Origin of the sequence: Sporosarcina koreensis (assembly GCF_001531445.1) — a bacterium.
Classification (GTDB): Bacteria; Bacillota; Bacilli; order Bacillales_A; family Planococcaceae; genus Sporosarcina; species Sporosarcina koreensis_C.
This window is the reverse complement of sequence record NZ_LQYA01000047.1, coordinates 170,720-184,465: the sequence shown is the minus strand read 5'-3', so window position 1 is coordinate 184,465 and position 13,746 is coordinate 170,720. Positions and strand designations below refer to the sequence as shown.

Genomic DNA, 13,746 nt, shown 5'->3' with positions numbered 1-13,746 from the left:
TGGTTATGCCTCCTTTCCGCCGACCGTGATTTCACTAACACGCACCATCGGTTGCCCGACATTCACTGGCAAACTGCCGCTGGACGCGCCGCACATTCCAGCTCCGTGGCCTAAATTATTGCCGACGCGATCGATATCCAGAATCGTTTTCGCCCCGTTCCCAATCAATGTCGCACCACGGATTGGTCTATCGATTTTCCCGTTTTTGACTACATACGCCTCATTGACAGCAAAGTTGAAATCACCCGTTCCAGGATTGACCGAACCGCCGCCCATGTACTTCGCGTAAATGCCGTATTCCGTGTCGGCTATGATCTCTTCAGGCGTGGATTTTCCAGGAGCGATGTACGTATTCGTCATCCGGGATGTCGGAGCGAATCTGTAAGATTGCCTGCGGCTTGAGCCAGTGGACTCCATTTCCATCCGTCTACCGTTCAATTTATCGATCATATATCCTTTCAGAATGCCATCTTCAATAAGCACGTTTTTACGGGATTTTTCACCTTCGTCATCGATATTGATCGAGCCCCATTCGTTTTCAAGCGTCCCATCGTCAATGTATGTAACAAGGTCTGACGCTACTTTCTCGCCCAATTTATTTGCAAAAACAGAAGCGTTTTTTGCAACTGATGATGCTTCAAGGCTATGGCCGCAAGCTTCATGGAAAATGACACCTCCGAACTCATTGTCGATAACGACAGGGAATTTCCCGCTCGGAGCCGGATCAGCATGGAGCATCGTTTTGGCAATCCGCGCAGATTCCTTTGCATAATGATCGAGGTCGAGGTTTTCGATAAACTCAAAACCTTGGTAGGCGCCAGGACCATAAAAACCTGTCTGCATATCCGCCCCATTTGAAGCAATGGATACCATAGACATCCTGCTTCTTACCCGCTGGTCCTCCACGAATTTCCCTTCCGAATTGGCAATGAGGACATTTTGCTCTTCATCAATCAAGTTAATGATTGCTTGCACGATTTCCGGATCATAATTTCGAATGATGTCATTCGCATTTCGCATGACTGCGAGTTTTCGGGATTTGGCTGCTTCATGAGGCATGATTTGTATCGGATGAAGTGTCGAGATCGATTCTTTTATAAGAGGAATAACTGTCGTTTCTCCATCCATTTTCCCTTGAATCGCTTTTGCAGCTGTACGTGCAGCTTTTAAAAGGCCCTCCCTCGAGAAATCGTTCGTGTAAGCGTAGACACTCTGCAATCCGTGGAACACCCTAATTCCTACTCCAAAATCGCGTCCGGATAAATTTTTCTCCAATCTGGAATTTTGAAGGACCATATGATTCGTGTACCGATCCTCAACGAACACTTCCGAAAAATCGCCGCCCGTTTCAAGTGCAGCTTGCAATACATCTTCAATAAGCGCTTTGTTCAGCATAATCTTCCCCCTGTTCCTACTTTTCTGTCAACGATACATATAAGTATACGAGCCGCTAGGAAAATAGTTTCATTCTCCATGTTTTTGTTTCCAAATGCATACCATTCTATTGTTCTTGCACTACTTCCGTTTTTACGATTTTCGTTTTATCGAGCTCCGGATGCGCTTTCCGTACGACGGATGGACGCGCCATGATCAAGACGATGAGGATGAGGAATGCACTTGATGTGAGCAGAATCCACTGTGCCGGCAAGACGTCATAGAGGAATCCGAACAATACCATCCCAAGCGGCATGAGTGCGATTGCCATCGTTTCCAAAATGGAAAAGACACGGCCTTTATAATCGTCGTCGATCATCTTTTGCATCATTACTTGGATCGGCGTGTTGACAAAAATGACAAGGACGCCAAAACTGAACATAAGCACTGTGTAGAAAGCGAATAGCCCGTTGTATGGCATCTGCAGGAGCAATGGCAACGCTACAGCCCCCATGACAATCCCCATCGATACAATCCCCCACTTGCCAACTAATAATGGATACTTCAACTCTTTACGTACTGATAAATAAATGGACATGACCACCATTCCTACAGCGTGGGCACCTTCCGTAAATCCAAAATGTGTAGACGCCATTTTCATCTTTTCGATGAGGATGAAAGAATAGCCGACTTGGAATGCGCCGAACAAAAAGTTAATGACTAATGAAATCCAGATGATTGTCATTAAGACCGATTGCAGCTTCAAATAGGAGAAACCAGCTTTCATGCTTTGGAGCATCGTTTCCTTCGGCTCGCCTTCTACAACTTCTTTTCGTTTCGCAAACAATTTGAAGTTCATCGTTGATTCCAATATGACTGCGGTAGTAGATGCCGCCATGTAAATCATTAGGAATACCGGCATGGACACCGTGCCGTACAGCAATCCGCCTACTGCAGGGCTTGCAATTGCTGCAAACGAAATCGACATTTGATTCATCGACATCGCTTTTTGTATGCGTTTCTCATCCACAAGTCCCGTGATTGAAGACGTGAATGCCACTCCGGAAAATGTCGACGTAATCGATAAAATGACCGTCGTCGTATAAATCGCGGGAAGCGACAAGCCCGAAACGATGCTTACTGTCAGCAATCCGCCAATTGCAAGCGTTGTTGCAATCTGCGCGCTAATGACGATCGTCTTTCTTGAATATCGATCTGCAACATACCCTGCAAATGGCGCCATAATTGCGCGCGGCAAAATGCTACAAATAAGATTCGTCGCGAAATTCGTAGCGGATCCCGTCATCTGCAAAATATAGAAACTGATTGCAAACGCATATACTTGTGCGCCGAACGATGCGATAAGCTTACTGATCGTAAACGTCCAAAGATGGTATGTCGCTCTTTTCAATTTCATTGCTTCACTCAAAATAATCACTCCATTCAATAAGTTTAATTTAATTAAACAAAGAATACCACGTTCCCTCTTCCATTACAAGCAAAAGTTTAATATAATTAAACAAAGTCAATGATTTATTGTATGACGGCTGTTTCCGAATTGGAACGGGGGCAATTCTCGAACATCGACAAGTTATGACTTTGCGTTTTCCACATACTTACACAACATAATCGGAGGTGATCCCCCTGCAAACATTAGGTGAACGAATCAGGAAGCTGCGTAAACAACGAAAATTAACATTGGAAGCATTGGCGGGAGACCAGCTGACAAAAGGAATGCTCAGTTTAATCGAGAACAATAAAGCGAATCCCTCGATGGAGAGCTTATCGTATATCGCGGAGCAGCTTGGCGTTGAAATGTCTGAGCTTATGGAGGAAGTAAGTACTCAGGAACTGCAGGAAGTTTTAGAGAATGCGGAAAAACTAGTCAATACAGCCGATGTGGATTTCGATTCGATAACAGATGAGTATGAGCAAATTATCGCTTTAATTAGTCCCTATGTTGAAAAATTGACGCAAGGCTACGAAGCTGCGCGGCTTTTGGATATCTATAGCCGCAGTCTTTATCTGGAAAAGAGGGACGGTTGGCAAGAGATTTCTAATAAGGCAGCCCAACTTTACGACCAAATGAACATTATTCCCCGTCTTGCTTCATTAGGAATTTTCAGGTCAATGGTGAAGTTCACTGAGCATGATTACGAAAGCGCCCTTTCAATTTTATTGAAAGAGCGGTCTGAAATAGAAGCTCGAAATGGATTTATCGATCCGCTCACCCGCCTCGATTTCGATTACTATGAAGCAGTCCTACACTATGCAGTCGGAAATGCGGATGATGCGATACGCGTCATGAATGAAGGAATTGAATTTTCCAAGGAAAAGCAAGTTTTCTACCGGATTGATCATCTGTACCGATTGGCTACCATCCATGCGATGATGAATGAGGATATAGAAGCGATGGAATATTATGAGCGAAAACTCCTGCTTTACGGAGAATTTGCGGATGATGAAGAAGTTATTTTTTTCACTAAGTATACGAAAATCCATTATTTAACATCCCGTCAACATGCATACATGGAAGCATCGGATCTTCTCGATGAATATCTATCCGACGACAGTGCCAACAATTCGAACACGCCATATATCCTCATGGAGAAAGGCAAGGTGCTGTATGGTTTAGGGAAATACAAAAACGCGCTATCTTGTTTCGGACAAGTGACGATTGCAGATTACATCCACCACCCCTTCGATTTATCCATCTTCTACGAGAAGGATGCGTATGCTGCGCTTTGCCACTTAGCTTTAGGTAATGAAACCGAAGCAATCCGTTCGATCGACTTGGCAGTGAAAAATGTTTCTGTTATGCCACGCACGCCTTATAAAGATTTCATCATGAAGACTTATGAATTGATTCGAAGTAAATAAAAATGCCGAAGAAGCGTACATGCTTCCTCGGCATTTTTTCTATCATGAAGCTTCAATCGACTGATGCTCCATTGAACCATTATAGACATCCTTATCCAACTCGCCGCTAACCCGCGCAGTCGCCACACCTGCAGTCATGGAACCACTCACGTTCAACGCCGTCCGGCCCATATCGATCAGCGGTTCAACCGAGATTAACAAACCAGCCAGTGCGACTGGGAGATTCAAGGCAGACAGGACGAGAATCGCTGCGAATGTAGCTCCGCCGCCGACTCCTGCAACTCCGAATGAACTGATCGCAACAATCGCAATCAACGTGAGCAGGAATGTCGGCTCCAATGGATTTTGACCGACAGTCGGTGCAATCATGACAGCGAGCATCGCTGGATATACGCCTGCACAGCCGTTCTGCCCGATCGACAATCCAAAAGAACCTGCAAAATTTGCAACGCCGTCCGGAACTCCGAGACGATCGGTTTGTGTTTTGATGTTAAGTGGTAAAGTACCCGCACTTGATCTTGAAGAGAAAGCGAACAGCAAAGCTTCCGCTGTCTTCTTCACATACGTGATCGGGTTCAATCCGGAAACCGTAATGATGATCAAGTGAATCAGGAACATGACGAGCAACGCGGCATACGAAGCAAGGACGAATTTTCCTAAGCTATAAATCGCCGCAAAATCGGATGTTGCCACAGTCCTTGCGATGATCGCCAAAATCCCATAAGGCGTCAAGCGCAACACGATCCGTACAACGCCCATGATCAATGAATAAAGGGCGTCAATCCCCTTCTTCACCAAATTCGCGTTCTCTTCATCACGTCTTGTTAGTGCCAAATAGGCAAAGCCAAGGAACGCCGCGAAGATGACAACACCGATTGTCGATGTCGGACGCGCTCCCGTGAAGTCGAGAAAAGGATTCGCAGGCAATAAGTCGAGAATTTGATCCGGCAATGCCTTGCCGGCCATGTCAGCGGAACGCTCTTCTAAAGAAACGCCACGTGCGGTCTCCGCCTCGCCTTGGACAATTTCAGAAGCGTCCAGGCCGAACAACAATGATGCCGAAATTCCGACGGCTGCAGCGATGGCAGTTGTACCAACAAGAATCCCTAAAATCATCCCAGCCATCTTACCGAAGTTCTTACCGATCGTCACTTTCGTGAACGCTCCTAAAATCGATATGAAAACGAGCGGAACGACGATCATTTGAAGAAGCTTGACATAGCCGGTACCTACGATATTAAACCAGCTGACCGATTCCGCCAGCACTTCCGAGTCGGCTCCGTAAGCGATATTGAGGATGAAACCGAACAGGATTCCAAGTCCTAGACCCGAAAAAACCCTTTTGGAAAACGAAACCTTTTTCCGGTGCATAGTATATAGAAGTCCTATTAAAAGCAACAAAGCTACTATATTTACAAGCAGTAAAACTGTATCCACTTCTTTTCCCCCTTCAGGAATAAATAAAAACTATAAAAAGACTATATACCCTTAAATCATATCAGTCAAGTAGGATTAACGTATAATAGCATATGCTTTTATATGAAAGTGTTTCCTCAGCCGCAGTAATCCTCACTTGTGGATGATATTCCCTTCTTTTTCAGTTGGTTTTCGGTATACTAATAGTGAGCAATCAGTTAAGGAGGGCTTCTATGGCCAGTTTGATAACGATTACGATAACATCCATTTTCATATTGAACATTTTCCTTGCGATTGCGCTGATTTTCCTCGAAAGAAGAGACCCTACCGCAACATGGGCATGGCTTCTCGTTCTGTTCTTCGTCCCTTTATTTGGCTTTATCATCTACCTATTGTTCGGAAGAAAACTACGGCGAAAGCATTTGTTCAGATGGGCAGGGAAAAATCGGATTGGTATTGAGACGTTGATTGATTACCAAATTGAATCAATCGAGAAAGGAACATTCGATTTCAGACTGGATGACACAGCGCATTACAAAGACATGATCTACCTTCATCTTCGCAATAACCACGCTGTTTTGACACAGGATAATGATGTTCAAGTTTTTAATGACGGCGCGGCAAAATTCGATGCCTTGCTGAAAGATCTTGAAAACGCTAAAGACCATATCCATTTTCAATACTATATTTTACGTCTGGATTCTTTAGGTACCCGCATTCTCGACGTCCTTATCAAAAAGGCGAAGCAAGGCGTGAAAGTCCGGGTGCTGTTCGACGATATCGGCTCGAGGGGTCTTCGCATCAAGCATTTAAAGGAATTGATTGCGTGTGGGGGTGAAGTGGCAGCATTCTTCCCAGCCATCCTGCCGCTTATCAATCCCCGACTCAATTATCGGAACCACCGGAAGATCGTTGTGATTGACGGTCGCATCGGCTATGTCGGAGGCTTCAATGTCGGTGATGAATACTTAGGGCTGGATAAAAGATTCGGCTATTGGCGCGACACGCACCTCCGTATTGAAGGAAGTGCTCTTCATCCGCTTCAGACAAGGTTCATCCTTGACTGGAATCAAGCGACCGAAATGGAAGATATCGAATACGCGGAGCGTTACTTTCCCGCAATTCCACGGAAAGGGTCCGTCGGGCTGCAAATCGTATCAAGCGGTCCGGATGCTGAGTGGGAGCAAATCAAAGACGGCTATTTGAAGATGATTTTCCTGGCAAAGGAATATATTTATATCCAAACGCCGTACTTCATCCCGGATGTCAGCTTCCTTGATGCTTTGCGCATCGCATGCTTATCAGGGGTGGACGTCCGCATCATGATCCCGAATAAGCCGGACCATATGTTTGTCTATTGGGCGACGTATTCCAATGTCGGAAAGCTCTTGAGGGCAGGCGCTAAAGTGTATATTTATGAAAATGGATTCATTCATTCAAAACAGATTGTCGTAGATGATGAATTGTCCACCGTCGGAACTGCAAATATCGACGTGCGGAGCTTCAAGCTCAATTTTGAAATCAATGCATTTATTTATGACCGCGAGAAGTCCCACGAACTCGCCGAACTGTTCGAGCAGGATATGCAATTGTCGACGGAGTTGACGTATGAAATGTATATGGAACGGACACGGTGGATCAAAATAAAAGAATCGGTTTCAAGGTTGCTTTCACCAATCCTTTAGGCAAATCAAAAAAACTCCTGCATCCCAATTACCGGATGCAGGAGTTTTTTGTCATTTCAAACCAAGATATTCTTCCAGCGTAATATTGCGCTTAAAAATTTCTTCAGCAATTTCTTTTCCGACATAGCGGAAATGCCACGATTCATGCATGTAGCCGGTGATGCTTTCCTTACCTTTCGGGTAACGGAGGATAAAGCCATAGCGGGACGCATTGGCGGCTACCCATTTACCAGCTTCCGTTTCCCCGAATTTGGAGGAGGCCCAATACTTTTCGTAGTTCACTTCCCCGATATCGAACGCGAGCCCTGTTTGGTGCTCGGAATAACCCGGGCGCGCGCTATAGCGGTCTGCAGCTTCCACGCCGTCCTTTTTAACGTACCTGTCGTACAATGACACTTGGTATTCATACGAGCGATATGTGCTAAATGCGGTCAGATTGAATCCGGAAAGCTTCGCCTCGGCGGCCATCTCATCGAATGACGCCCTTGCTTCTTTGCTTTCGCCCGGAGCGTATGTGCTTGGCAGCGGGTATATTTTATTCGCGATAAGGATTCCGTTAATAATGGTCGGCTTATCCGGTAGTTCTTGGCCTTCGATATAGCCGCTTTTATTCGGAGTTGCCGGCGGTTTAGTCGTCACTTTCGGCTTCTCATCATTTTTCTGTGCCGGTTTTGTAGGCGTGACGTTTTTCTCCGGCTCTTTCGTTTCGGTCTTTTCCTCTTCAGCAGGAGGCTGTTCTTCAACCGCTCCTTCTTCAACAGACGGTGTCTCTTCTTCCGTCGCTTCAGGTTCTTCTTCTACTGTTCCTGGCTCGTCCGCATCGTCCACTTCCTGCTCTTCCACTGGAGGTGCTTCTGTTTCACCAATGCCCGCTTGTCTCAATGTTTTATTTAGATCCCAGTCATTCATGCCGATCCAAACGACGATCGCTGTCATGATCAAGCTCGTCAGCAACAATGTGATCGTCAATGCTTTATTCGATTTCTTCCCGCTTTTATATTTTCGTTTCCGGTTCATCTTCTGTTGGCCTTCCTTCTACTCTAGGTATCTCTCTTTTTTCAGTATGCATAAAATCGCCGTATGACGATGTTCTTTCAAGTCCGTGTATGCTATCATTTATTTTCACATATGTAAATGAATGATTGCGAGGATTACTTATGAATAACCAACGTTGGCTTTCTGTTAGTTTTTTTACATTCTTTTTTACATGGGGTATTTTTCTCCCCTATTGGACAGGTTGGTTGACGATCGAAAAAGGGTTGTCCGTGAAAGATGCCAGCATTGTCATGGGCGCCGGGATGGTTGCCCGGTCGTTTTCCACGTTTCTCGTCTTTCCATATTTGACAGAAAGAACGTCATATGTACGTGTCATGAAATGGATGACGGTCCTGTCGCTGCTCCTTGCCGTCCTCTACATTCCAGAGTCGCCATTCATTGCATTGTTCATCATAACGGTTCTTTTCAGCGCTGTTTATCCAATCATCTTACCGGCTGTCGAAAGCGGTGCATCCGTCCTTATGCAGAAGGAGCATGTCCATTACGGCAAAAGTCGATCGTTCGGTTCGATCGGGTATACGATTGCACTCTTACTCGTCGGCGCTGCTACTGCTGTTTGGAATGAACAGGCCATCCTCTATATGATGATTGCCGGGCTTGCGATAGCTGTCATTTTTTATTCCCGGCCCGCGCCGGCCGTTTTGCAAAGCATTCCAGACAGGAAGGATCCACGCAACCGGAAAACCGGATTGAAGACGTTGTTTGCAACAAAAGGATTCCCGATCATCATGGTGCTTGCGGTGCTGCTGCAAGGCGCCCATGCATCATACTACAACTACGGCTTCCTGTTCCTCGATGATTTGAATGTTAACGGGTTTTATATCGGCATCATTTTGAATATCGCGGTTCTTTTCGAAATCCTCTTTTTCGCTAAAGCGGATCGCTTATTATCAGACGTTCGGATTTCAACAATGTTCCTCATAGCAGCAATCGGGTCGACGATACGATGGGTGCTCGTCTTCCTTTTTCCGACAGCTGCCGTTTTCATCGCGACACAGCTTTTACATGCGGCATCATTCGGAATTGCCCATTATGCATTTATCCAATACATCTCGAAAAAGCTTCCAAATTCGCAGATCGCCGCAGCTCAAGGGTTCTATGCCGCATTCGCCATGAGTTTAAGCACTGCCATCCTGACATTTCCGGCCGGTTTCCTCTATGAAATCTCACCGGGTACCGCATTTTTAGGTATGACCGTTTGCTCGATCCCTGCCATTTTCATCATACTTGCAACGCGTAAAAAGTTGGCTTATTAATAGGTACCATGTTCTCCGTATTCGGGGAACATTTTTTTATTATAAAATGATAAGCAATAGGACAACGACAAATGAAAGCGCAAATAGAATCGATAAATAGCGCATCCACCGGGATTCCTTGTCAAACCCTTGCTCCTTGAACGATTTCGCCCTGGAAGCGTTTGTCAACGTGAAAAGCGCCATCATCGTCAAGATCGCATAGTCCAGCTTCCCTCTGACGACGAAAAACAACGTCACAATCGCCAACAAAACAATTCCGATGACGCCTGCTTTCTTCTGAGTCATGTTAATTCCCTCCAAAAAAGGCCGGAGATTGCTCTCCAGCCTCCCATATGCCATTGTTCAATCTTTCTTTGTTTCCGGCTTTGTTTCTGGAAGTGGTTGCTGCACTTCCTTGTAGTAGAACTTCCGGCCCAAATATGTTTGGAAAATGAGCAATAGCCCACCGACCGCCCAGTAAAGTGGAAGCGCCGCCATCACCGTGAATGAAATGAACATGATCATGATCGGTGACATATAGATGAACAGCTTCATCTGCTGCTTTTGCTGTTCAGGCATCGTCCACAATGATACACGCGCTTGGACGAAGTAAACTGCACCCGCGACAAGCATCATGATCTTATCCGGTTCGCCCAAATTGAACCAAAGGAATTGATGCTCCTTCACTTCCGGCGGAGCGTAAAGGATTGCGAAATAGAGGCCCATGATAATCGGCATCTGGATGATCAAAGGAAGGCAGCCCATGTTCAACGGATTGACGCCGTGCTTGGAATACAAGCCCATCATTTCCTGCTGAAGCTTCATCTGCTCTTCTTTGTTTTCCTTTTCTTTCGCTTCTTTTAAGCGTTTTTGGATATCTTCCATTTCCGGACGGAGAGCATCCATTTTGATTTTCATCTCTTGCTGCGACTTATAGTTTTTCAACATAAGCGGCATAAGCACCAACCGGATGGCAACGGTGATGATGATGATTGCAAGTCCGTAGCTTCCGTTGAATGTTTCTCCAAGATAATGAAGCAGCCATTCCATTGGCTTGACGAAAATATTATAGAACGTTCCTTCTTTGTTCTGCACTCCGGAACAACCACTTAGGAAAACGGCAGTGGTTACCAATATTGATAATAAACCAATTTTCTTTTTCAATACATTCACCTTCACTATTTCAAACTACTGAAAAGTATACATCAATTCACAGTGTAATTACAATTAATGTTCGTTATTTACGAGTTTTTATCGAAAATTGGCCATAAAAAAACGCCTCCGTGATGGAAGCGAGTTGTCCCGCATTTACTGGCAGTAAGACGCCGACCTAAGTGGGAGTGCAAACCGCCAGTTAATGCCCGATTGGTTCAACTAACACTCAGTGGAAGATTCCCCACTGAGTGAAATATCTCTTTATCATTGATTTTGCGGGGCTTGGCTCGGGTCTTCTTTCTTATGGTAGAGACCGTCCACTTCCGATTCCTTGGACTTGTCTTCCACTTCTTGGTTGTAATAATGAACACTTGTTTGCGCGCCTTCACTTACCATTTTATTGTCCTGCAAGTCATATGGATCCGAATGACCGGCTTTCGTATCATCGGAACGGTTCAATTTTTGCGTTTGTATAAAAGAATCGACTTTCGTTTTCATATTATTCACCGCAACCATCGCTTTGTCACGGTTTTCTTTTTTGCTGAAATATGCGTATGCACCTGCAGCCAACGTAGCAAGAAGCAATCCATTTCCGCGTTTACGTGCCATACCTATCATTCCTCCATTACGTTAAAAATCGTATTATACTCGTAGTATACCCTTATCTCGATTTTAAAAACTTCCATTCATCCGGAATCGAAATCAACATTCGGGTCGTCTTTCTAGATAGTAGCATCTCATATCGTTCAGGTCATTTCAAATAATTCAGTTGACTTATACTGATTCTACCTACTTTTTAGATAATTTAATTTTTTATATTTCATTATGATGACAATCATAGTTTCTTGACCTGTTTTTTGTTATGATAAAACAAAAGCGAAGGGCGCCTGCCTAGAGGCGACGGGCGTAAGGCGAAGATGCGAAGTGGCGCTTTTTGCCACATAGCAGCTTTGACTTACGACCCCGAGCTTCTGGCGCCCGGAGCTAGATGATCAAAAAGGATTGCGGAGGTGAATGCGACATGATTAGACCGATGACTGCCGCTGATATTGGCTATATTCAACACATTGCCCACATAACGTGGAATGATACATACGCAGGGATCATTCCTGAAAACATTCAGACATCATTTATCAATCGCTCCTATTCCGATGCAATGATGATGAAACGGATGGAAAAAACTCATATGCTTGTCGCTGAATGTGAACAAGGAACCCCAATCGGCTTCCTCAATTTTACGAGGGAAGATGAAGATGGCGACTCCGAATTGACCGCCATGTATATTCTGCCGTCCTATCAGCATTCAGGTTACGGCAAAAAACTTTTCGACTATACAGTCAGCATGCTCGGAAACGCAAAAAAACTTTTTGTTTATGTTGATAGCCGGAATACGTCCGGACGTACTTTTTATGAAAAACAAGGATTTGAATTGCTGGAAGTCTTCAATGAATATTTTGAGGGCTATCCTGTTGAAACTGCTCAGTACGTCTACTATATTCATCAGCCGGTACTTGCCTAAAAAATTCAAAAGACGCTTTCCCATTAAAGGGAGAGCGTCTTTTTTCTTTTACAATGGTCTCATTCCATCGCCATCATATGATTGATCCGTGTATTGAAGATCATCCTGTAGTGTCGGCTTTTTCGTAAAGCAAAGAATGGCAGCTACATATAGCAAAATCGAAGGCAATGAGATGATTCCGCCTAACAATCCGGCAATAATGAACATGATTCCTGCAAGCTTGGCATTCTTGTTTTTCCAGATGTTGACGATCCCGATAATGTTCAACACAACGCTGATGATCATACCGATAATAATCAGCCAGATAAACCCACCCATGAAATTAAAGACTGTGTAAACCGTGTCTAAGTCAGCCTGGGTCATAGCAGGATCCGTCATCAACATTTCATTTTCAAAATCTCGCTGGATAGTCGGATCATTTTTCACAAGGTTAATAAAAGCCATTCCAATAAAACCAAAAATAACTCCGATTGCAGTTAAAATAACCGCAATGATAGATAATACCTTTTCCGCTGTGCGATTCAAGTGAAGCACCCTTTCCTTCTGCATTTTTTCTATCATAACAAGTATACGAGAGATAAAACAATAAGTTTCATTTCTCTTCCATCCTTTTTCTGCAGGGAAGTTTTGGAACTATCAATCGCGGGTACTATATTCCTATGAAAGACTTACAACAGGAAAGCGAAAGGAGAGCATGAAATATGGGGAAAAAGGTAATGTTTACCTCGACGGACATGCTTTATACCGTCGCAGGCGCATCTGTATTAACAAGCATCGTTTATTTCGTCACACTGGCATGGGGACTTTAATTCATTTGGTGGATAGATAAAAGGCAATCCTCTGATTTTCATCCAGGGATTGCCTTTTCTGTGTCCTTTCCCGTCTAGACTTCGGGTGGCAAGAAGGCTGCCTTAATTTCTGTGAAAAACGCAGAAATTAAGGCAAACCGAACCCTTCGCTGTTCGATTTGCTCGGGTCATAAGTCAGCTCTGCTGCACGGCAAAGAGCGCCGTTTCGCAGATCTGCCTGTCGCAGTGAAAGCCGTCACGAAGTACGGCTTTTGCGAGTAAAAGCGAAGCGTTAGGAGCACCGGTCCCGCCACCCTCCACTTTTGTTTACGCCTTAACGTCGTCATATTCTTTATATCGGTTAAATGCAGTGACTACATACGAGCAGACCGCTTCCATCTTATAGCCTTTTTCGCGTGCATATTCCGCGGAGCGGTCGAGTAGTTGCTTCGCTACGCCTCCACCGCGCAATTCTTCAGACACATATGTGTGATCCATGACCATGACATCAGCGAGTAGCGTCCATGTGATTTCTGCTAGCATCTTTCCGTCCTTTTCGTACCGGAACGCGAATGCGTCGCCGCCAAGCTCGACAAACTCAAATTCCATTGTGTCTCACTCCTTTACCAATATTCTAT

At 44.8% G+C, this 13,746-nt stretch carries 13 protein-coding genes; 4 read left to right on the top strand and 9 right to left on the bottom strand.

The annotated features are described in order from the left end of the window. Positions 1-3: 3 nt before the first annotated feature. Entirely contained in the window at positions 4-1,395 is a 1,392-nt protein-coding gene (locus tag AWV70_RS07825) for a TldD/PmbA family protein (RefSeq protein WP_060205848.1), read from the bottom strand. A 106-nt stretch (positions 1,396-1,501) separates the two neighbouring features. After that, the gene (locus AWV70_RS07820) at positions 1,502-2,803 is read right to left on the bottom strand and encodes an MFS transporter (RefSeq protein WP_060205845.1); all 1,302 of its coding nucleotides are present in this window, start codon (positions 2,801-2,803) and stop codon (positions 1,502-1,504) included. Between the two features lie 269 nt (positions 2,804-3,072). On the opposite strand from AWV70_RS07820, the gene AWV70_RS07815 reads away from it, so the two are divergent. Continuing rightward, complete coding sequence (locus tag AWV70_RS07815) at positions 3,073-4,254, top strand: helix-turn-helix domain-containing protein (RefSeq protein WP_235588574.1); 1,182 nt, start codon at positions 3,073-3,075, stop codon at positions 4,252-4,254. Between the two features lie 42 nt (positions 4,255-4,296). Here AWV70_RS07815 and AWV70_RS07810 read toward each other — a convergent pair whose 3' ends face one another. Further along, on the bottom strand, positions 4,297-5,625 hold the full coding sequence (locus AWV70_RS07810; RefSeq protein WP_082713519.1) for an L-cystine transporter: 1,329 nt from the start codon (positions 5,623-5,625) through the stop codon (positions 4,297-4,299). Positions 5,626-5,903: 278 nt separating this feature from the next. Between AWV70_RS07810 and cls the strand changes: the two genes are divergently transcribed. Then, positions 5,904-7,355, top strand: coding sequence for a cardiolipin synthase (cls, locus tag AWV70_RS07805; RefSeq protein WP_201024333.1), 1,452 nt, complete (start codon positions 5,904-5,906; stop codon positions 7,353-7,355). A 51-nt stretch (positions 7,356-7,406) separates the two neighbouring features. Here cls and AWV70_RS07800 read toward each other — a convergent pair whose 3' ends face one another. Continuing rightward, positions 7,407-8,372: a M15 family metallopeptidase gene (locus AWV70_RS07800; RefSeq protein WP_060205841.1), complete on the bottom strand. Its 966-nt coding sequence runs from the start codon at positions 8,370-8,372 to the stop codon at positions 7,407-7,409. Between the two features lie 140 nt (positions 8,373-8,512). On the opposite strand from AWV70_RS07800, the gene AWV70_RS07795 reads away from it, so the two are divergent. Next, positions 8,513-9,667, top strand: a complete 1,155-nt coding sequence (locus tag AWV70_RS07795) for an MFS transporter (RefSeq protein ID WP_060205839.1) — start codon at positions 8,513-8,515, stop codon at positions 9,665-9,667. A gap of 39 nt (positions 9,668-9,706) precedes the next feature. Here the strand turns inward: AWV70_RS07795 and AWV70_RS07790 are convergent, their stop codons facing one another. The 3 genes from AWV70_RS07790 to AWV70_RS07780 all read right to left on the bottom strand — a co-directional run bounded on the left by AWV70_RS07790 (position 9,707) and on the right by AWV70_RS07780 (position 11,410). Further along, the gene (locus AWV70_RS07790; RefSeq protein WP_060205837.1) at positions 9,707-9,952 is read right to left on the bottom strand and encodes a hypothetical protein; all 246 of its coding nucleotides are present in this window, start codon (positions 9,950-9,952) and stop codon (positions 9,707-9,709) included. A 57-nt stretch (positions 9,953-10,009) separates the two neighbouring features. Next, on the bottom strand, positions 10,010-10,810 hold the full coding sequence (gene yidC / locus AWV70_RS07785; RefSeq protein WP_060205834.1) for a membrane protein insertase YidC: 801 nt from the start codon (positions 10,808-10,810) through the stop codon (positions 10,010-10,012). Positions 10,811-11,065: 255 nt separating this feature from the next. Continuing rightward, positions 11,066-11,410 carry a hypothetical protein gene (locus AWV70_RS07780; RefSeq protein ID WP_060205833.1) on the bottom strand — a complete coding sequence of 115 codons (345 nt, stop codon included), beginning with the start codon at positions 11,408-11,410 and terminating at the stop codon, positions 11,066-11,068. Positions 11,411-11,822: 412 nt separating this feature from the next. Here AWV70_RS07780 and AWV70_RS07775 point away from each other — a divergent pair, with 412 nt between their 5' ends. Beyond that, positions 11,823-12,320 (top strand): GNAT family N-acetyltransferase, encoded by a 498-nt coding sequence (locus AWV70_RS07775; RefSeq protein WP_060205831.1) that lies wholly within the window; start codon positions 11,823-11,825, stop codon positions 12,318-12,320. 48 nt (positions 12,321-12,368) lie between these two features. Here AWV70_RS07775 and AWV70_RS07770 read toward each other — a convergent pair whose 3' ends face one another. Together AWV70_RS07770 and AWV70_RS07765 are read right to left on the bottom strand one after the other, a co-directional pair. After that, entirely contained in the window at positions 12,369-12,845 is a 477-nt protein-coding gene (locus AWV70_RS07770) for a DUF4064 domain-containing protein (RefSeq protein WP_060205829.1), read from the bottom strand. A 590-nt stretch (positions 12,846-13,435) separates the two neighbouring features. Beyond that, positions 13,436-13,717 (bottom strand): GNAT family N-acetyltransferase, encoded by a 282-nt coding sequence (locus AWV70_RS07765; RefSeq protein ID WP_060205828.1) that lies wholly within the window; start codon positions 13,715-13,717, stop codon positions 13,436-13,438. Positions 13,718-13,746: the final 29 nt, after the last annotated feature.